Source organism: Syntrophobotulus glycolicus DSM 8271 (assembly GCF_000190635.1).
GTDB classification, from domain to species: Bacteria; Bacillota; Desulfitobacteriia; order Desulfitobacteriales; family Syntrophobotulaceae; genus Syntrophobotulus; species Syntrophobotulus glycolicus.
Map to the genome: position 1 here is coordinate 1,021,386 of NC_015172.1, position 20,308 is coordinate 1,041,693.

A 20,308-nucleotide genomic window follows, 5' to 3' on the forward strand; every position below is an offset into this window, starting at 1 on the left:
ATGCGTTCAAAGCAAAATTTATAGTTCGATCACCCTCTGGGCCTTATCTTTAATTTTTTGATCATGGGTCACGATAATGACGGTTTTCCCTTCGGCATTCAGTGAAAGCAGAATATCCATAATGATTTGAGCATTTTTGGCGTCCAGCGATCCTGTCGGTTCATCCGCTAAAACGATCTGGCATTTTTTTAGAAATAAACGGGCCAATGCTACCCGCTGCTGCTCTCCGCCGGACAGGGTATAGACTTTGCTATGCAGTTTGCTTTCTAACCCGACTCTTTCCAGCACTTCTTCAATCGTATGATTGGTGCGGCTGCCCTGCCTGATCAACTCAAGGTTCTGTTCAACTGTTTTACTTTCGATCAGCGCGAAATTTTGAAAGATAAACCCAGCGACAGAGCGGAAATACTCCAGTTTCTGCTTATTGGTCGTGTACTCGATTCCATTGATTCTTAAGCTTCCGGCGTCAATCGGCTCGATTAAGCCGATCATGTTTAATAAGGTGGTCTTTCCCGTTCCGCTGGCACCGGAAAAGCAGACGAATTCCTGATCCTCGATCAGAAAATTATAATCCTGAAAGAGAGTCAGACCATCAAACTTTTTGGTGATATCAATTCCTTCAATCATAATATCCTTCCTTTCAGAATGGCCGGGATATTGGCTTTTTCCATCGCGCTTGCCTTCTTGGCGATAAATCCTGACTCAAGAGCCAGTAAAATGAGCCCTCCCCAGATCAGATCAGCGCCCTCGGCAATTCCTAAGAGTCCTCTCAGCAAAAACGCCAGGAATAAGCTCAGCAGAAAAACGACGAATGTAATCAGGATCAACCGTTTGTTTCGGGCAAAAAATGAGTAACCCAGTACTTTCTTCAGCGCCAGTTCCATCGCGTTGAACTGATACTCCAGCTTGAGAATAAAACTGATCAGCGCCAGTTCCAGCGCCAGCAAGAAGATCGACAAAATCACGACCAATTTCATATTGCGGGAGATAATCGTCCAATTGTGCTCATAGATATCCAGGGCATTGGATTTGGCCATGATTTGATCGGACAGCTGATACTCCGTGATAAAATTATTGAAGTCCTGCTCGGGGATATTGTACATCGTACTATAGGCGTAGTACATATCACTCTCTGCTTGATCTTCATCAATTTGTTGAAGTGTATTATTGAAAATTATGATCGGGTTCTCCATTGGCCGGCTTACATACTTATCCATATTATGAATACCCACTAAACTTACATCGTCATCATATATTTTGGTTTTAAAATGAATATTTTGTCCCCAAAAAGCGGTGAATATTTGTTCCGCCACAGCATATTCCTGAGAATCCTCCGATATACCGGATGGGATCAGCAGATAATAATCATCGTCGGCGCTTTTGACCGTCTCCGCCAAGGTATTGTTCATTTTTGAGATTTCTGCAAACGAATTTCTATTGATTAGGATGACAGGGTAAGGGCTGTTGAAATTCGCTGTCAAATCGTTGTATTGCAAGGAATAGTTTTGAAATCGTTGATAGAATTCCTGATTCATCGTTTCGTCATCTGATATTGTTTTGCCTAAGTGATTATCCACCCTGTAATTTAATTGATAGTAATGATAATCTTTGTGTTCGGAGAAAAAATCACTTTGCTTATACATCAGATACCCTTGCGCCAGGATGGCGAAATTACTGGATAAGACAATGAGGGTAAGTATGGTGGTGACGGTTTTCAAGATATAGTTGGCTGTAAGCAGTCCGCCGCCGGAGCGTCTGGCGGCGATATCTTTTTTCAAGTTAACGCGTAGAATTGCCGCATTGATCAGGGTATTGGCCATCATGAACACCAGAAAGGCCAGGGCCAGGGCTTCAATCTTAAAAAAGACATTGGAGAAGGGGCGTAATAGGAACGGTATGCTGATAAAAGCGCCGGCCAGGATAGCGAGATCGGCCAAAGCATTTTTGCCGAAAAGGGCTCTGACATCTTCCCCAAGGGTGATCCGCACCATGATTTCCTTCTTCAAGCTAATGATTTCATAAATCGTCAGCAACAGGATCAGGCCAAAAATGATCGACCAAACTGAAAATAGATTCAGCCAGGTCTCTTGATCGGAGCTGAACAATTTCGGGAGTCCGCCTCCGTATTTACCGACCAGGCTCGCTTTGAATAGGCGCATCGCTTTCAGTTGGGATTGATCGCCGATGTAATAACAATCTTGGAACTTTTCCATCGTCTTAATATGACTGAAATTCTCATATCTAACCTGGGTTTCCCCCATAAAAAGGCTATTATGCTTTCCTTCAGGAATCCCCTTGGCTTGCAGGGTTTTCAAGGCGTTCGGCGTGCCGAATATCGTTATCTCTTTGGCGTAGGCCGAGACAATCGTACTGTCTACAAAGAAGAAATCGACATCATAGTCCTTTCCCGCCTGGAGAAAATCCTGGATGACTTCTTCTTCCTCGATATCGGCTTCCCGATTCACAAACTCAAATCCTGACTGGTAATAGGATTCTTGAAAACCGTCCAGATAAAGAATGAACAATTCCCCGTTAAACAGAAAGCCTATAGTGATTAACAAGGATATGACGATCACTTTTATTTTCTTCATCATACAAAAACCCTTCTGCTTTTTGTTTCTACATGATTGGCTTTGATTTGAGATTTATCTGTTCATTTCTCCCTTCACGATATACATTACATTAAACGGGCAAAATCACCTCTTTTAAAAAAATATATTTTCAATCAAATTACGACAAATTAACCTATTTTTACCGGAAGATGATACGGATGTATATCGGAATAAAAAGCTGTAAGAATGCGAACGGCGTTATGTTATTCTGATTTTATCTTTTCAGAGGGGATTAGCTGGTTCTACTTCGATGCGATCAGGATCAGGGATGTTATACTGATTAAAGTGTCTTACACCCCATTGATTTTGGGGGTTAAACATGACCTCTTTTGTGTAGCTGTGATTTTGTTTATCCCAGTAATAATTGAATAATCGAAAATCCAGGTCCGTGGAGATTGAAACATAGATGCGTTTTTCCAGATCTGTGGTTTCGGGACTTTGAATGTTGTCTTTATTAAAACTGACAATCCAATATTGCAGTTCCCCATATTGCAACCGGTCATTAAAGAGAGGGAAGGTTTCCTCACCTTTTCTCACGAGCAGCACCCATTGATGTCCGGTATCCCATCCGATACGACCGGAGGCTATCTTTTCCGCCGAGGTATATAATTCAACGATTTCATTCGTACCATCACTATCGGTGTCGGCATATGTTCGCTCCAACAGGGTGAAACCATCGATTGTTACAGGGGTTGTTGCAGTAATCGACTCTGTATTTTCCCCTATACTTTTCGCAGAGCCGCAACCTGGGACGAATAAACTGATCATCAATGCTATGAGGGATATGGATATGATGGGATATTTTCGTAATAGCATTTACCAATCAACTACTTTCTAATTTTTCTCCATAGATATTATATTAGAGAGAAAAAGGGATTGAGAAAAGTTTATGGACAACCCTTTTTTCTTTTCGTTCAGTTCAAAGTTGAAGCTATGGTTAGTTCGTCAGATATTAACCTGACACCAAACGTTGATGCCTAGTCCTAAGTAATATCCAATATCGCCGGAACGAGTTTGAAGGATTTGCAAATCACTGCTGTTCGTCATAAATTGCTGCATAATAAGTTTTAAGGCTTTCAAATATTCTTCTAATCAAAGACTTTCAGAGGTTGGTGATCACTAGGATTATGAGAGAGCCTTTTGTTGTAGACGGGGATCTTAGATGCATCATAGCCTGTCCACCTCCTTTTGATATTAAAGCTTCGGGAGTAAACTTAAGCAATCTCATATGTCAGTGAAAATTCGTATGACCATCGCTTGTTTTTATTTCTACATGATTAGCTTTGATTTGAGATTTATCTGTTCATTTCTCCTTTCACGATATACATTGCATTAAACGGGCAAAATCACATCCTTTTAAAAGAATAATTTTCAATCAAATTACGACAAATTAACCTATTTTACCGAATGCTGATACGGGCGTATATTGGAATTGAAGGCTGTAAGAATGTGAAATGAATAGAACAGCGAAGGTCGTAAGGTGTAATATATAAATCGAATAAGCGGAAAGGAAGGATTTTTACGTATTAATTAGGCCCATTTGTATCTAAGCTTGGAGCTGTATTGACGCAATGCAGACGGCGTTATGTCATTCTGATTCATATTTTTGAGGGTTTTCCAGTCAGCAAAAAAAGCGCCGCCGGAAAAGAAAAAAGCCCTTAAATCCGCTTGTATCACAGCTTTAAGAGCGATTGCTCTGGTACCGAGGCCGGAGTCGAACCGGCATGAAGATTATTCAACGTAGCTCGCCTGGCAATACCACAAAGCCAGTAGCTAGACCGTTTGATGATCCATAGCCCCCATACAATTGATCAGGTTTGATTGGCTATGTAGTACTGTAAGATAGAAGGATAAAATAAGTTATAGAGGACGCTAAGAGTTTAATATTCTCAGCGTCCTCTATCCTTTTTTGTTAAAACAGGAAAGCAGCACAGCTTATTTCGTTTGAGTATATTTATTTGAAATATATTTAAATGATCCGTCAGGTTCATTTTTAACAGTTAAAATACTTTGAGCAGCAAGTTCTTTGCCAAATTCTAATTCAACAAAATCAACCCAAAGAGTCAGTGTTCCATCAGTATTATTTTGGAATTTAGAGACTTCAAGTGTAGGAGAATAACCACCGCCATTAAAACCATAGAAGGTATAAGTCCCATTCTTCTTGTTGTATTGTTTCAAAGCTCGAAGTGTCTTTGTTGGCACCTCAAAATATTTTTGCAACTTTTTCTCAACGATATCCTGAGGTATAACAATCGAGTTATTAATGTAATACTTTGAATTGCCCATATATGTGCCGTTTTCATACACCCATAGTCTATCTAAAATGTAATCCCAGTTTAATTCATTGAAGCTGCTACTGTTCCAACTCATAACCAACGGCCCTTGATCAATAAATCCCGGTTCAACATATCTTTTATAGTATTCGCGGCTTTGTTCGCTTAAAGATAAGACTCTAAAGCCCGTGTTTTCAAGTTCTGGACCATCTTCAAAATGAAAATAAACATTTCCTTTCTTTGTGTAAACAAATTTAGTTATGTTTCTTGGAACCATGGTTTCAATACCATTCGCATTGTAAATTATGTAAGAGCATGTCATTTTTCCTTTGGCATAAGTAAAATTGTAGCTGGTTATATCTAGGATATAGGAAAGAGGCGAATAAACAGTCACTTTCCCTTCTTTTCCAGCTAGAGCATTTTTAAAAAAATCATCAACAGGCTTGTAGTTAATCATGTTCTCGTTATATCTTAAAACTGGGAATCCAAGATTTCCAATTTTCTGAGCAACTTCGTTTACTTGTGCATTTGATGGATTTTCTGATTTATTGTCTGCTACCTCCCTAATGATTTTAGGAATAACTTCTTTAGGAATAACAATTTGAGATTCTTTATTCTGATTTGATGGAACATTAGCACAACCAGTTAATGAAAATAGAAATGCTAATGCTGCTAGTAATACTATAATTGTTGGGCAAAAGTTTTTTCTAAACATACTTGTCTCCTCTATGAATGTATTTCACTTACTCTTATTTATTCGATATAATGCAAAAAACCCTTGGAATAAAATGAGACTAAATGATGTAATATTGTTATATAAAATCTAAGGTTTAGTAATAAAAAGTATAATAAGCACTACTTGTTTTGTAACCGTAGGCACCGTTTGCTCTATGCGTACCAAGAATCGACCAATAATGGGTTTGTGATCTATTGGCATTATGACCTACATCTGCCTGAGCCCAATCAGGTCCATAGTCCTCATCAATAGTAAGAATATTAGACAGGTTAAACAGAAAGCCTATGATGATTAACAAGGATATGACGATCAGTTTTATTTGATAAAACCCTTCTGCTTAATTGTGGCAAATATTGAGCGGAGGAATGTCTCCATATCAGAGATATCGTAGCTGAAGACTCTCAAACTCATTGATATTATGACTAAAGTACATGAGCTTTCAATCTAATCAAATTGAAAGCTCATGTATGATTCAAATACGAAGATTTATTGCAATACGATAATTATTCACCTTGACTTGTACATGACCCTGCCTTAGCATACGTTCAAAGCAAAATTTATAGTTCGATCACTCTCTGGGCCTTATCTTTAATTTTTTGATCATGGGTCACGATAATGACGGTTTTCCCTTCGGCATTTAGTGAAAGCAGAATATCCATAATGATTTGAGCATTTTTGGCGTCCAGCGATCCTGTCGGTTCATCCGCTAAAACGATCTGGCATTTTTTTAGAAATAAACGGGCCAATGCTACCCGCTGCTGCTCTCCGCCGGACAGGGTATAGACTTTGCTATGCAGTTTGCTTTCTAACCCGACTCTTTCCAGCACTTCTTCAATCGTATGATTGGTGCGGCTGCCCTGCCTGATCAACTCAAGGTTCTGTTCAACTGTTTTACTTTCGATCAGCGCGAAATTTTGAAAGATAAACCCGGCGACAGAGCGGAAATACTCCAGTTTCTGCTTATTGGTCGTGTACTCGATTCCATTGATTCTTAAGCTTCCGGCGTCAATCGGCTCGATTAAGCCGATCATGTTTAATAAGGTGGTCTTTCCCGTTCCGCTGGCACCGGAAAAGCAGACGAATTCCTGATCCTCGATCAGAAAATTATAATCCTGAAAGAGAGTCAGACCATCAAACTTTTTGGTGATATCAATTCCTTCAATCATAATATCCTTCCTTCCAGAATGGCCGGGATATTGGCTTTTTCCATCGCGCTTGCCTTCTTGGCGATAAATCCTGACTCAAGCGCCAGCAAAATCAGCCCTCCCCAGATCAGATCAGCCCCCTCGGCAATCCCTAAAAGTCCTTTCAGCAAAAACGCCAGGAATAAGCTCAGCAGAAAAACGACGAATGTAATCAGGATTAACCGTTTGTTTCTGGCAAAAAATGAGTAGCCCAGGACTTTTTTCAGCGCCAGTTCCATCGCGTTGAACTGATACTCCAGCTTGAGAATAAAACTGATCAGCGCCAGTTCCAGCGCCAGCAAGAAGATCGACAAAATCACGACCAATTTCATATTGCGTGAGATCATCGTCCAATTGTATTCATAGACATCCAGGGCATTGGATTTTACCGTGATTTGATCAGACAGCTGATACTCCGTGATAAAATTATTGAAGTCCTGCTCGGGGATATTGTACATTGTACTATAGGCATAGTACATAGCATTGTCTGCCTGATCTTCATCAATTTGTTGAAGCGTATTATTGAATAATATGATCGGGTTTGCCATTGGCCTGCTTACATACTTGTCCACCATGTTATGAATGCCCACTAAACTTACATCGTCATGATATACTTTGGTTTTAAGACTTATATTTCGACCAAACAAACCAGTGAATATTTCTTTCGCGATCGCATATTCTTGTGAATCCTCTGATATACCGGACGGGATAAGGATATAATAATCATCGTCCGCGCTTTCGACCGTCTCAGCCAAGGCATTGTTCACTCTTAAAATTTCTTCAAACGAATTTCTATTGATTAGGATAACAGGGTAAGGACTGCTCAACTCAGCTGTCAAATCGTTGTATTGCAAGGAATAGTTTTGAAATCGTTGATAGAATTCCTGATTCATCGTTTCGTCATCTGATGTTGTTTTGCCTAAGTGATTGTCCACCCTGTAATTCAATTGGTAGTATTTATAATCCTTATGTTCGGAAAAAAAATCAGATTGCTTGTACATCAGATACCCTTGAACCAGTATCGCGAAATTGCTGGATAGGACAATGAGGGTGAGTATGGTGGTGACGGTTTTCAGGATATAGTTGGCTGTAAGCAGTCCGCCGCCGGAGCGTCTGGCCGCGATATCCTTTTTCAAGTTAACGCGCAAAATTGCCGCGTTGATCAGGGTATTGGCTATCATGAACACCAGAAAGGCCAGGGCCAGGGCTTCAATCTTAAAAAAGACATTGGAGAAGGGGCGTAATAGGAACGGTATGCTGATAAAGGCGCCGGCCAGGATAGCGAGATCAGCCAAAGCATTTTTGCCGAAAAGGGCTTTTACATCCTCCCCAAGGGTGATCCGCACCATGATTTCCTTCTTCAGGCTGATGATTTCATAAATCGTCAACAGCAGGATCAGGCCGAAAATGATCGACCAAACTGAAAATAGATTCAGCCAGGTCTCTTGATCGGAGCTGAACAAATTCGGGAGTCCGCCTCCGTATTTACCGATCAGGCTCGCTTTGAATAGGCGCATCGCTTCCTGGTGAGATGGATCGCCAATGTAATAACAGTCTTTGAACTTTTCAATAGTCTTAATATTACTGAAATCCTCGTATTTGACTTGTGTTTCTCCCATAAAAAGGCTGTTATACTTTCCTTCAGGAATCCCCTTGGCTTGCAGGGTTTTCAAGGCGTTCGGCGTGCCGAATACCGTTATCTCTTTTTTGTATGCCGAGATAAACGTAATATCCAGAAAAAAGAAATCGACATCGTACTCCTTTCCTGCATTGAGAAAATCCTGGATGACTTCTTTTTCCCCGATAACGGCTTGCCGATTCACAAAATCAAATCCTGACTGGTAGTAGGATTCTTGAAAGCCGTCCAGATAAAGAATGAATAATTCCCCGTTAAAAATAAAGCCTATGGTGATTAACAGGTATATGATGATCAGTTTTATTTTCTTCATCATACAAAACCCTTCTGCTTTTTGTTTCTACATGATTGGCTTTGATTTGAGATTTATCTGTTCATTTCTCCCTTCACGATATACATTACATTAAACGGGTAGAATCACCTCTTATAAAGAAATATATTTTCAATCAAATTACGACAAATTAACCTATTTTACCGGAAAATGACGCAATGCAAACGGCGTTATGTCATTCTGATTCATATTTTTGAGGGTTTCCCAGTCAGCAAGAAAAGCGCCGCCGGGAAAGAAAAAAGCCCTTAAATCCGCTTGTATCACAGCTTTAAGAGCGATTGCTTCTGGTACCGAGGCCGGAGTCGAACCGGCATGAAGATTATTCAACGTAGCTCGCCTGGCAATACCACAAAGCCAGTAGCTAGACCGTTTGATGATCCATAGCCCCCATACAATTATCCCTGTTGCTTGCATTTCTGACGGTGCGCTTCCCGTATCTTTCATATGATCGTTGGACTTCCCCGTTTTGTAGACTTTATTCGATTGACGGATGAGAAAAAATCCATTTCAAGAGTATCGGGACGTCAATCTTGGAGTTTTCACAGAGTTCAGGATACACCCTCGAGCATCGTTTAATCATTCAATAAATTCAATGCTTCCATATAATTTTAAATAGGATAACATCATTGGTTTAGTAATAAAAAGTATAATAAGCACTACTTGTTTTGTAACCGTAAGCACCGTTTGCTCTATGCGTACCAAGAATCGACCAATAATGGGTTTGTGATCTATTGGCATTATGACCTACATCTGCCTGAGCCCAATCAGGTCCATAGTCCTCATCCGAGTCCATTAGTTCACCATCACACCAAAGCTGTGAATGTGCACTAACAGATTGGGTACCGGAGCCTGAAGTATATGAATAACCACCTACATATGAACTTAGATTAGTAAAGGCAGAAACACCTTTATAAGAATACGCATACACAGGAATTGCATATAAACATAATACAATTAGTGTCAATGCAATCACTTTATATTTTTTGGATTTCATAATTTTATTCTACCTCCTTCTTATCTATACGATCAGTTTTAGTTGGATATTGTTTTGATACATCATATTTAATAAGAGATATATTTCCATCCTTGTGTTTAATTGCTACTAAAACTTCATCTTTATTATCTTCAAAGAAAAAAACTGGAAGTTTATCACCTTTTTTAAGAATATGTTCTTCTCCTAACATAAAATTAGCAGCCAGTACTTTGTTTTTTGCATCTGATTGCAAACTACTGGTAGTAAGACTGTCATTAGCAGTACTACTTTCAGTGTCAGACAAATCCTCCCAAAAAAATGTTTTATATTTTTCATTATCTATATCAAAAGTTTTAATAGCTGAATCTTTAACTTTTTGTTGTACTTCTAAATTTTTAGCTTTAACTTCTTTATCCATTTCTAATTGTGAGTGTTGTACATTACTTGCATAAGCAATGCTTCCCACAAATAGAGCAACGAATAAGGCGAACATACTGCTCGTACCTATTGCAATTTTTTTAATATTCTTTTTATTCATTTACCACTACACACCTTTCATTATCATCAAATTTTACAATGCTCAGCTTGTCGTTAATTTTCATAATACTTTAAGTTTTCATTTTAGCACCTTGTATAATAGAGTCCGGAGACGGGCTCCATTATCTTTCTCCCCAATATGGGTTAAAATGTAGTCTGCGCTGTGGATTGATTTCGTACTTGGCGGGTTCTCCCGACTGGTTCTATTCTGGAAGCGACAACCACAGCTCTATGCTAATTCGTCAGTTAATTGGATAACGCAACGACGCCTTAATATCAGACAAAGATACATTCAGTTTGTTTTATTCTTCATTAAGGCAACAGCAAGGAATATTTGAGTTGAGTTTATAACATTTTTCTTCATTTGTAACTACAACTATTTGTAGTATTGGGAATATTTTGCTCTAAATAATCCCTTTTGATTTTGCAATTGATATAGCTTCGGTAGAAGTCTTTGCATCTAATTTCGCAAAAATTTGTCTCTTGTGATAATTTACGCCATTTATACTCAAATACATTTTTGATGCTATTTGCTTAACCGTCAAACCATTCGACAAATATTTAATAATAGTAATCTGTTGATCACTTAACAGAAAAAACGGAGCACTTCTATGAACCATAGCCTGTTTCTCCTTTTTTTGACATCGAACTTTCTGGGAGTGACACCAGTCTCATAGTGCAGTGAAGATTAACATAGTCTGCGCTTGTTTTTTTCGTTCTACGTGATTGGCTTTCATTTTGATTTGAGATTTATCTGTTCATTTCTCCCTTCACGATATACATTGCATTAAACGGGCAAAATCACATCCTTTTAAAAGAATAATTTTCAATCAAATTACGACAAATTAACCTATTTTACCGAATGAGGCCTGATTAAATATAGGAAAAAGCCGTACTACCGTTTATGAAAAACAGCAGTACGGCTTTTGCAAACATTTATGTCAATACGCGGTCACTGGATTTGAAGTAACAATCTTCGTTTCTGATCCTCCGTTATCGGCAACGTAAAACTCAACATAACTCCGGTATTGTGTGCCGGGCGTTCCATAATAGTAGCAATCATAAATATAGGTACCGCTATTGTAGAGATAATCATTTCTGACTATTGTATAGATAGACTGCCAGTAACCATTTTTTAAGGTTTGGACTTCTATGGTTTTGACTCCAAGTTGGTCGACGATCCTTGTGGCATCTAATTTATTTTTCAGCAAAATTGTCCCATTGCCCATTGCTTTTGTACTTACACTTGTGGACCGGATATATAAACTTGCCTTGGGGGCTTGAACATTCCCGGCACTTGCATAAGAAGCCAGCGGGGAAGCCAGCATACACAGCATAACGGTAAAAAGCAGTGCAATCATCTTTTTTTTACATAACATAGATTTAACCTCCATACATCGAATCTATGATCTTTTTCATTTCACCTGCCGAGACATCGCCGCTGATACTATACACAACAATGGAATCATTCCAAACGGCCTGAACTTGGCCAAGGTTACTCAGGATATAGTGTTTTACCCCGTTTTTTTCGTAGATTTCAACCGGTTTTTCATCTTTTTCAAAGTTAATATTTTCTGCTGCTGCATTACCATCCTCATAGATGTTAAGGTCAAAAACAAGAAATTTACCGGCAGCATCCTGGTAATAGAGCAAAACGTTCGTGTTATCCAAGCGGGTAAAGCTCTCGGCATACTTAAAGGTAAAACCATCAGGAAGCCATTTAGGGAACAGCGGTGTGGCAGGAAGATCCTTCAGCACTTCTCCGATACTGCTATAGGTTTTTCTTTGGACAATATTGGCATCGCCGTTTTGCTCGTTTGAGTGATTTTGAGTAGATAAATTGAAGGTATCTTTCCCCCACTGAACCACAGATTGGATGAAATTGTAACCAAACGCACTGGCGACAACGGACGACGTAAAGAAAACGAGAACAAGGCAGGCCGCAATTTGGGCAGCCCGTTTTTTACATTGGATTTTGCGCTGGCTGAGGCGCCAGTCTTCATATCTCCGGTCAATATTGAGGCGCATGGCTTGCACTTTTTCTTCGGAAAGCTCTTCCGCTTTGCCTTCAATCAGGTCAAGCGTCTTTACACATTCAGCGATCAGGTCGGTATCCATGCTTACCGCATCGGCTGACGACGCTTCGTATAAAATCCTATACAGCTTATCTTTTACAATCGCATCACTCTCCTTTTCGGACAGTATTGTTTTGATCATCTCTTTATCGCTGCTTGGGCCGGGGGGATAAGAATGATTCGTTTTCTGCTCCATGACTTTCTCCCTTCACTATATACATTGCATAAGTTATCGAAAATCACATGTGATTTTCAAAAAAATTTTTAAATTTCATTTTCAGCAAAATAAGCGCGGACGATCTCTTTTATTTTTCTCTTCAGACGGTAAATCCGGGTCGTCATAGCGGTGGCCGAAATGTCATATTTTTGGGAAAGCTCCGGGACGGACAGCCTCCCTTTGTAATAGTCCAAGTACAGGTCATACTCACTCTGCTTGAGCTTTCTTAATATCTGAGCACTGATTTCATCCGGGTCGAGCGTGGCGGCAAAAAGCTCCTCCAATTTGTTGTCCAATTCCGGCAAAGCTCCGGTGATCTTATCATCGATACTGACCTCGCGCCTTTTTTTTATGTACATGTTTCTATATGAATTGTTGATCAGGTTGCGCGCCGTGGTATACAGCCATCCTTCCACATTCGGGTGGTTTTTTAATGTTGAGATCTGTTTCCGGGCTTCCAGAAATGTGCTCTGCGTACATTCTTCCGCAAAGTCTGAAAGTTGCTCTTGCCCTTTGATCAGCCTTCGGCAATACAAAAAAATCCGGTGAAAATACGTATTGCATAAATCCTCATAAAAAGGATCAGTGTTTTTGCGATTCCACTGCCACAAATAAACCCCCTCCTCTTACTTGATTTTACATCATTTTACAAGATTTGACACCTTATTTTGTCTGAGGCAGGTTTGAAGATCAATTAAGTTTTTTGTAGGCTATTTTCACTGACCAAGCGAAAGGACAATTTCTCTGGGCATTCAGTGACAAGCCGTTTTTGAGGGTGACAACCGAGAAGTGTTATACTACTGGGAAGTGATGACAAGATTCGGCTTTAATCCTTTAAAATGTTGAAGGGTTAAATAAATATTTCAGGACAGTACGGAGGAAGTGGTTGCGTTCATTACCATTATTGTCTATGATAAATACGAGTAAATCATAGAAAAAAAAGGATAAAATGTTAAACCTGCCCTGATCTTCATCCCTGTGATCGGACGCCCGGATCAGTCCGGAGAAAAATCATGAAAGAAGGTGGCTTTTTGAAAAAAACGTATTTCCCTTTTCTCCTCTCTGCCGTTCTCCTTTTTTCCGGCTGCGGCAGTGTTCCTGTCGAGCAGCGGATAACGCCGGAGCAGGCGGTGACCGGGGGGGAATCCCGTACGTTCAGCAAAGAATTTGCTTTGGAGCACCGGACTGATCCCCCGCTGACAGATCAGTCCTCCGCCTACCTGACGGAAGATTTCGGCGGGATTGAAGGCACTGGCTGGGTCCCGATTCGTTTTGTGGATAATGACAGCTTCCTTTACCGCGAGAGAGCGGAGGATTCCCAGAATCCCTGGGTCTGCCGCTATCATCTCCGGACCGGGCAAAAAGATAAGCTTTTTCCGGTTCAGGGTGGTGCCGGAAATCTGTTCAGAGAAAATGCTTCCAATTTTAGTTTCGCCGATAATCTGGGGGTAATATCCATCAAAGATGACCGGATTGAGACCGAAATTTCCTTCGCCTCTTGGAAACAGGAGCATCAGGAATATGAAGCCTGTGACATCGTTGCCAATCCCCGGACCGGGAAAATTGCCCTTGTGGATAATACTACGTGGAAGTGTATCCTGACTGATTTTGATTTGAAGGAAGTATCGGCGCTGCCCTTTGAGGGAGTATACAGAGCTGGTTGGGTTGACGACGACAACCTGATTTTAGGAGCTTTTGATCAGGTCGAAAAACATCAGGGCAGTGCGGTGATAACCTATAACATTCAGGACAAAGCGACAACGAAAACTTATATCGGGGACAATGAAGTTTTTGTTGATCCCTATCGGGACTCCGGTGATTACTGTGGGTTTACCTACCTTGATGATGATCACGGTCCCCCGGGTACCCTCGGAGTGGTCGATTACACGAAGAATAAGATCATCTTCCTGAAATTGAGTAATATTGCCTGGTATTTAAACCTCCAATACAACTGGGTCATCGCGGCAGCGGCGGATCAGCCGATTGACTGGGATGTCTGGGGCGGGACGACGGAAGGGACAGTGAACCTGTGCGTTTATGATGCTGCCGCCGGTTCTTATGGAATCCGGGCCAGGAATTTATCCCGGCCCAATGGGGCGGTGATCATTTCTCCTGATGGCAGGACAATTATTTACCAATCCTTCAGTAAAAACTATCTGATCCGCGAAAAATAAACGCCTTGATTCAGGCGCGGGCTTAGAGGGAGACAGACTGTATTTTCCTTTCAACGGCATAAGACATGGCACCAACCATTAATCAAAATAGTTGGTGCCATATTCTTGGCAGTTTTTCCCAATTAAAGGAGCAGTCAAATCTTTTGCCTATAATCCCATCCGGTTTCCCCGCCTGTATAACTTATGCTCCTGCGTGTCGGAAGGTTACCGCCGGAAGGGGATAGAGGGAAAATTTAGTTTGCGGGAATTTTGCAATTCGGACGCAAGCAAAGCAGAAGGTTCAAATGACAGGTCAGGCCAGGTCGAAACGATCGGCGTTCATGACCTTATTCCAGGCGGCCACGAAGTCCCGGAGGAACTTAGCCTGAGCGTCGGCACAGGCATAGACTTCCGCGACGGCGCGGAGCTGGGAGTTTGAACCGAAGATGAGGTCAACGCGGGTGCCGGTCCATTTGAGCTCGCCTGTCGCGCGGTCGCGTCCCTCAAAGATATTTTCATCGGAGGAGGGTTTCCAGATCGTGGACATGTCGAGCAGGTTCACGAAAAAGTCATTGCTGAGCGCCTCCGGTCTGGCGGTGAAAACGCCGTGCGGAGACTGTCCGTAATTGGTGTTGAGGACGCGCAGGCCGCCGAGCAGAACAGTCATCTCCGGAGCGGTCAGGGTCAGGAGATTGGCGCGGTCCAGCAGAAGCTCCTCTGCCCGTATGGTAAATTTGGTTTTCAGGTAATTGCGGAACCCGTCTGCTTTCGGCTCCAGCACCGCGAAGGAGTTGATGTCGGTCTGTTCCTGTCCGGCATCGGTGCGTCCCGGCCTAAAGGGAACGGATACCGGGCTGCCGGCATTCTTCGCGGCCAGCTCGATCCCCGCGCAGCCGCCCAGGACGATCAAATCGGCCAGGGAAACCCGCTTCGAGCCGGATTGGGCGCTGTTGAATTCTGTTTGGATTTTTTCCAGGACCGGCAGGACAGTACGGAGCTGAGCCGGCTGGTTGACCTCCCAATCCTTCTGGGGAGCGAGACGGAGGCGGGCCCCGTTGGCCCCTCCGCGTTTATCGGAGCCGCGGAAGGTGGAGGCCGAGGCCCAGGCCGTGGAGACCAGCTGGGAGACGGACAGGCCGGAAGCCAGGATTTTATTTTTGAGACCGGTGATATCCTGTTCGTTGATCAATTCATGATCGACCGCCGGTACCGGGTCCTGCCAGATCAGTTCCTCGGAGGGAACCTCAGGACCGAGATAGCGGGAACGCGGCCCCATATCGCGGTGGGTCAGCTTGAACCAGGCGCGGGCGAAAGCATCGGCGAATTCCGCCGGGTTTTGCAGGTAATGGCGGGCGATCGGTGCGTAGACCGGATCGTAGCGCAGGGAAAGGTCTGCCGTGGTCATCATCGGGCGGTGTTTCTTGGAGGGATCGTGCGCGTCACGCACCATGTCCTCGGGGGCCACATCCTTGGCCAGCCACTGGTGCGCGCCGGCGGGACTCTTGACCAGTTCCCACTCATATTTGAACAGTACCTTCAGATAGCCCATGTCCCAGGTCGTCGGGTTGGGCTTCCAGGCTCCCTCGATACCGCTGCCGATCGTATCGCCGCCCTTGCCGCTGCCGAAGCTGCTCTTCCAGCCGAGGCCCTGTTCTTCGATGGGAGCGGCTTCAGGTTCCGGTCCGACATGGGTGGCGGGGCCGGCGCCGTGGCATTTGCCAAAGGTGTGCCCGCCGGCGACGAGAGCGACGGTTTCTTGGTCATTCATCGCCATCCGGGCGAAGGTCTCCCGCACGTCCCGGCCGGAAGCCACCGGATCGGGGTTGCCGTTCGGTCCTTCGGGGTTGACATAGATCAGGCCCATCTGTACCGCGGCCAGCGGATTCTCCAGATCCCGGTCGCCGGAGTAGCGCTTGTCGCCGAGCCACTCGGTCTCAGAGCCCCAGTAGATATCCTCTTCGGGCTCCCAGACGTCCTCGCGCCCGCCGGAGAAGCCGAAGGTTTTTAAGCCCATAGACTCGATGGCGCAGTTGCCGGCAAGGATCATCAGATCAGCCCAGGAAATTTTTCTGCCGTATTTTTGTTTGACCGGCCAGAGAAGGCGGCGGGCCTTGTCGAGGTTCACATTGTCCGGCCAGCTGTTGAGGGGGGCCAAGCGCTGTGTCCCGCTGCCCGCGCCGCCGCGCCCGTCGCCCAGGCGGTAGGTGCCCGCGCTGTGCCAGGCCATCCGGATGAAAAGAGGTCCGTAATGCCCGTAATCAGCGGGCCACCAATCCTGGGAGTCGGTCATTAAAGCATAAAGGTCTTTTTTCACAGCCGCCAGATCAAGTGTTTGAAATTCTTCAGCGTAGTTGAATTCCGGTTCCATGGGATTACTTAAGTCAGAGTTCTGATGAAGGATTTTCAGGTTCAGCCGGTCTGGCCACCAATCCTTGTTTGACGTACCCCCGCCTGTGGCGGCGCTTCTGGTTTTGCCCGTCACGGGGCATCTGCTTTCTTCTTGCATCACGTTTTTCCTCCCCTGCAAAATATAGTATGAGGTCAGGCATAACACAACCGGTGTCTTATGCCGGGGTTTCCTTCCTTGCTCCGGAAAATGAAGGCCGGAGAACGGACTGGCTTATGTAGCGTGAGTCAAACAGAATAAACAATATCAGATCGGAATCATTCCAATTTCATTATATGGTCTGAGGAAAGAATTCACAATATAAATATGAGAAAATTGCGAATGATTTAACAGCAGGGGTGGGGGACTCTTGGAGAATAAATGGGTATTGGCTAAAGCAATCTGCCTGTTGGATGGAGTGTAATGGGGGGGCAAGACACTGCTTGACATTGATATTGAAGAATAAGAGAATATCAGGGAATAGGCAAGATAGATAAGAGAGAGAAATCGGAAGGAATATAGAGGAAACGGGATGTAAATATGGTATACTTAAGAAAGTAAGCATTTAACACTCTGCCGAAAAAATCAAAGGCGTGGTCTGCGGTGTTCGTGTCGAGGACATCAAAGACCTGTTGATGCAAAAAATCCGATGGCTCGACAAGCTGGTCGACGAACTGGGAAAGGGCAAGGTAATGGAGAAGGTGTTGAGACAATGAAGACGAAAATTATCGACGGCATAGCTGTTATGAACAGCACAGAGCCGCTCATCACGGATGGGCAGTCCGCTCTCGACTTGACAGCGACTGTTTATTATGAGCAGGGCGTCACAAAAATGGTGGTTAACAAAGAAGCAATAAGCGAAGATTTCTTCAAATTATCAACCGGCTTTGCGGGGGAGGTCGTGCAGAAGTTCGTCAACTACCATTTTAGCGTAGCGATTGTCGGCGATTTCTCGAAATACACAAGCAAGCCGCTCCGTGACTATATGTACGAGTGCAACAACGGCAAGCACCTGTTTTTTGTGACGACTGAACAGGAAGCGATAGAAAAGTTGAGGTAAACAGGGATGCGGAGATGCCTAAACTGTTTGATTTTCGGCATGGGAATAGCCTATACACTATTCCTCATATGGGCGGTGCTTTGGAAGTGCGGAGTGCCTTTCGTCGGCGGTGGGGAACGAGTTTTTAATATCTTGCCGTTCAATAACAACACCCGATGGGAGATGCAGTTTAACATAGCTGTCTTTGCACCGTTTGGCTTCTATGTCGCCGCTTCTCTGAGAAAGCTGTCTTTGCCGAAGTTAGTGTTGATCATCCCATTAGCAAGTCTCGCACTTGAAGTTGTTCAGTTCGTGTTGGCGGTCGGGCGCAGTGATGTGACTGACCTGCTGATGAACACATTAGGCGGCATAATTGGAATTTTGGCTTTCTTGGTTTTAACGCGGATTTTCCGAAAGCGCGAGCAGATTGTAACGCTTGTTGTTTGCGCTTTAATGACATTGTTTGAAGTGTACATGGCGGTGTCGTTCATATTTTGGGGACAGTTGAATTTAGGGTTTATGATCATTAGATGATTGAATTTGATATCAAAGGCGCAAGCGGCGTCCGCAAGACAACGCGCATCGTCGGTGAGGGATATAACCTCTGCGCTAATTCCGGCGTTCAGCCCAAACCTTATCCAGAACAGCAAAAATATCCCCCATTTTGACGGGTTTGCTGAGGACGGTCAGGGGAGAGACGGCCGCGAATTGCTCCAGAACCTCAGATGCCGTGCAAAATACGATAGTGCAGGCCGGGTCATATTCCCGGATACACAGCGCCGTTTCAACCCCGGAGAGCTTTTTCATACACTGGTCCAGAAAAATAAGCTCGAAGCGGGTTTTCTTTTCCAGGAATTTCTCCAGCAGCTCCTCGCCGCTGTCAAAGTGGCAGATCCGGAACCGGACCGTATTCTTGACCTCGTAGCTGTGGATCATGGCCTCCATCATTCTGCGCAAGGCCGGACCGTCATCACATAAGGCGATATTCACACGCAACAACTCCTTCCCGAAATGATTTGGCGCAAGCCTGACCGGTCCAGCCTGCGCCGTCCGGGCAACTTTCACGGCTGCCCCCTGTTGGCCTTCGTCGAGGACAGTATCCGGTGCAATTCATTAATGGTGCTGTAAATCATGTTTAATTCGTGCGGGGAACAGTGATTCAACCTGCGTTCTATTTTATGCTGGAGCTCCCTGCCGTCCGCTCTTTCGGGAAAGAACACCGCATCGACAGATAAGTTGAGGAGCCTGACGAGTTTATACAGGACCTCAATCGACGGGTTTCTGCTTCCCGCTTCGAGCTGTTTCATATGGACGGTGGCAATGTCGGCCAGCTCAGCCAGTTCTTCCTGGGTCAGGTTATTTTCCAAACGGGCGTTCTTAATGGCCCCGCCCAGCCTTTTTCGATCCAACTCCATTTCTGCCAGCCTCCCTTACCGTAATCTTAAAGAATACGCAGCGACTTTAAAATCAGCATAAAGAATACCCTGATAGATTCTCTAAGAATACTAAAGGGAGGTTTGTGATAAATGTGTCATAGACAATGCCCGGATTTTTGGAAATTCCGCTCGATTCGGAAGGTCCTTGGATTAATCACAGCCAGTTCCAGTTCTCTGGCTTTGGCCCGGTTGACGGTAAACATCGTCCCGCCGGGCTGGCCGTCGAAAACGGCGATCAGCCGCTGGGATTGGCGGACGATGTACCGGTTGCGTTCCAAGTAACAGCCCTTATGATAGTTCCGGCTGATACAGGTTTCCTTATCGCACTGGGCAAGGAGACTGAAATACCTGTCCCGGTCCCCATGACGTCCATGGATGGACGAATGCCGCGGCGCCATGGAGGGTAAGGGGCGGTCCAGCCAGCGGTTGGCCTGGGTCTCGCAGGGCAGGGCGGCTTCCAGGGTAATCTCCGGGTAACGTTCGCGCAGAGCGATCACCGCCTCGGCAAAATAGGTATCCGATCCCAAGGCAAAGCCGCAGATAAAACGGGTATATCCGTCTTTGACCGCGGCTTCTGTTTCGGTGTAGAGCAAGAGCTTCAAATGGACGCAGGGGATGCTGTGCTCGTTATCCCGGAAAGGGAGTTTGGCAGGGCGGTAGCCGGTGAAGCCGCAGGTTTTGGGGGCGGGCATGGGGATCACCTCACAAAAATATCCTAAA

20 protein-coding genes and 1 pseudogene are annotated in these 20,308 nt (G+C 44.1%); 4 read left to right on the top strand and 17 right to left on the bottom strand.

Features of this window, described 5'->3' with window-relative positions:
• Positions 1-18: 18 nt before the first annotated feature.
• From SGLY_RS05235 to SGLY_RS05295, 13 genes are all read right to left on the bottom strand, one after another.
• Positions 19-627 (bottom strand): ATP-binding cassette domain-containing protein, encoded by a 609-nt coding sequence (locus SGLY_RS05235; protein ID WP_013624238.1) that lies wholly within the window; start codon positions 625-627, stop codon positions 19-21.
• Entirely contained in the window at positions 624-2,591 is a 1,968-nt protein-coding gene (locus tag SGLY_RS05240; RefSeq protein ID WP_041445071.1) for a DUF1430 domain-containing protein, read from the bottom strand. Before SGLY_RS05240 ends, SGLY_RS05235 begins: the two co-directional genes overlap by 4 nt.
• 243 nt (positions 2,592-2,834) lie before the next feature.
• Positions 2,835-3,380 carry a hypothetical protein gene (locus SGLY_RS05245; protein ID WP_148228073.1) on the bottom strand — a complete coding sequence of 182 codons (546 nt, stop codon included), beginning with the start codon at positions 3,378-3,380 and terminating at the stop codon, positions 2,835-2,837.
• 1,167 nt (positions 3,381-4,547) lie between these two features.
• Positions 4,548-5,600, bottom strand: a complete 1,053-nt coding sequence (locus SGLY_RS05250; protein ID WP_013624241.1) for a DUF6070 family protein — start codon at positions 5,598-5,600, stop codon at positions 4,548-4,550.
• A 578-nt stretch (positions 5,601-6,178) separates the two neighbouring features.
• Positions 6,179-6,787, bottom strand: coding sequence for an ATP-binding cassette domain-containing protein (locus tag SGLY_RS05255; protein ID WP_013624238.1), 609 nt, complete (start codon positions 6,785-6,787; stop codon positions 6,179-6,181).
• Entirely contained in the window at positions 6,784-8,754 is a 1,971-nt protein-coding gene (locus SGLY_RS05260) for a hypothetical protein (protein ID WP_041445072.1), read from the bottom strand. The genes SGLY_RS05255 and SGLY_RS05260 overlap by 4 nt, the downstream gene beginning before the upstream one ends.
• 153 nt (positions 8,755-8,907) lie before the next feature.
• On the bottom strand, positions 8,908-9,216 hold the full coding sequence (locus SGLY_RS05265; protein WP_041444667.1) for a hypothetical protein: 309 nt from the start codon (positions 9,214-9,216) through the stop codon (positions 8,908-8,910).
• 187 nt (positions 9,217-9,403) lie between these two features.
• Positions 9,404-9,766 (bottom strand): hypothetical protein, encoded by a 363-nt coding sequence (locus tag SGLY_RS05270; RefSeq protein ID WP_013624243.1) that lies wholly within the window; start codon positions 9,764-9,766, stop codon positions 9,404-9,406.
• Positions 9,767-9,770: 4 nt separating this feature from the next.
• Positions 9,771-10,283: a hypothetical protein gene (locus tag SGLY_RS05275; protein WP_013624244.1), complete on the bottom strand. Its 513-nt coding sequence runs from the start codon at positions 10,281-10,283 to the stop codon at positions 9,771-9,773.
• A 403-nt stretch (positions 10,284-10,686) separates the two neighbouring features.
• Positions 10,687-10,902 (bottom strand): response regulator transcription factor, encoded by a 216-nt coding sequence (locus tag SGLY_RS05280; protein ID WP_041444669.1) that lies wholly within the window; start codon positions 10,900-10,902, stop codon positions 10,687-10,689.
• Positions 10,903-11,223: 321 nt separating this feature from the next.
• The gene (locus SGLY_RS05285; protein WP_013624245.1) at positions 11,224-11,661 is read right to left on the bottom strand and encodes a hypothetical protein; all 438 of its coding nucleotides are present in this window, start codon (positions 11,659-11,661) and stop codon (positions 11,224-11,226) included.
• 4 nt (positions 11,662-11,665) lie between these two features.
• On the bottom strand, positions 11,666-12,553 hold the full coding sequence (locus tag SGLY_RS05290) for a DUF4367 domain-containing protein (protein WP_013624246.1): 888 nt from the start codon (positions 12,551-12,553) through the stop codon (positions 11,666-11,668).
• A gap of 68 nt (positions 12,554-12,621) precedes the next feature.
• The gene (locus tag SGLY_RS05295) at positions 12,622-13,185 is read right to left on the bottom strand and encodes an RNA polymerase sigma factor (RefSeq protein WP_013624247.1); all 564 of its coding nucleotides are present in this window, start codon (positions 13,183-13,185) and stop codon (positions 12,622-12,624) included.
• Between the two features lie 420 nt (positions 13,186-13,605).
• Between SGLY_RS05295 and SGLY_RS05300 the strand changes: the two genes are divergently transcribed.
• A complete protein-coding gene (locus SGLY_RS05300) occupies positions 13,606-14,748 on the top strand; it encodes a TolB-like translocation protein (protein ID WP_242822981.1) in 1,143 nt (380 codons plus the stop codon).
• A 292-nt stretch (positions 14,749-15,040) separates the two neighbouring features.
• Here the strand turns inward: SGLY_RS05300 and katG are convergent, their stop codons facing one another.
• Positions 15,041-17,233: a catalase/peroxidase HPI gene (gene katG, locus SGLY_RS05305; protein WP_013624249.1), complete on the bottom strand. Its 2,193-nt coding sequence runs from the start codon at positions 17,231-17,233 to the stop codon at positions 15,041-15,043.
• A gap of 464 nt (positions 17,234-17,697) precedes the next feature.
• On the opposite strand from katG, the pseudogene SGLY_RS18245 reads away from it, so the two are divergent.
• The 3 genes and pseudogenes from SGLY_RS18245 to SGLY_RS05315 all read left to right on the top strand — a co-directional run.
• A pseudogene (locus tag SGLY_RS18245) lies at positions 17,698-17,829 on the top strand (DUF2200 family protein); the annotation flags it as partial.
• A complete protein-coding gene (locus SGLY_RS05310; RefSeq protein ID WP_013624250.1) occupies positions 17,826-18,173 on the top strand; it encodes a DUF4180 domain-containing protein in 348 nt (115 codons plus the stop codon). The pseudogene SGLY_RS18245 and the gene SGLY_RS05310, both read left to right, overlap by 4 nt.
• A 27-nt stretch (positions 18,174-18,200) precedes the next feature.
• Positions 18,201-18,686, top strand: coding sequence for a VanZ family protein (locus SGLY_RS05315; protein WP_052298614.1), 486 nt, complete (start codon positions 18,201-18,203; stop codon positions 18,684-18,686).
• Positions 18,687-18,761: 75 nt separating this feature from the next.
• Here SGLY_RS05315 and SGLY_RS05320 read toward each other — a convergent pair whose 3' ends face one another.
• The 3 genes from SGLY_RS05320 to SGLY_RS05330 form a co-directional block, all read right to left on the bottom strand.
• Positions 18,762-19,217, bottom strand: a complete 456-nt coding sequence (locus SGLY_RS05320; RefSeq protein ID WP_013624252.1) for a response regulator — start codon at positions 19,215-19,217, stop codon at positions 18,762-18,764.
• A complete protein-coding gene (locus SGLY_RS05325; protein ID WP_013624253.1) occupies positions 19,214-19,567 on the bottom strand; it encodes a helix-turn-helix domain-containing protein in 354 nt (117 codons plus the stop codon). The genes SGLY_RS05320 and SGLY_RS05325 overlap by 4 nt, the downstream gene beginning before the upstream one ends.
• Before the next feature lie 116 nt (positions 19,568-19,683).
• The gene (locus tag SGLY_RS05330) at positions 19,684-20,280 is read right to left on the bottom strand and encodes an SLOG family protein (RefSeq protein WP_013624254.1); all 597 of its coding nucleotides are present in this window, start codon (positions 20,278-20,280) and stop codon (positions 19,684-19,686) included.
• Between the last annotated feature and the right edge of the window lie 28 nt (positions 20,281-20,308).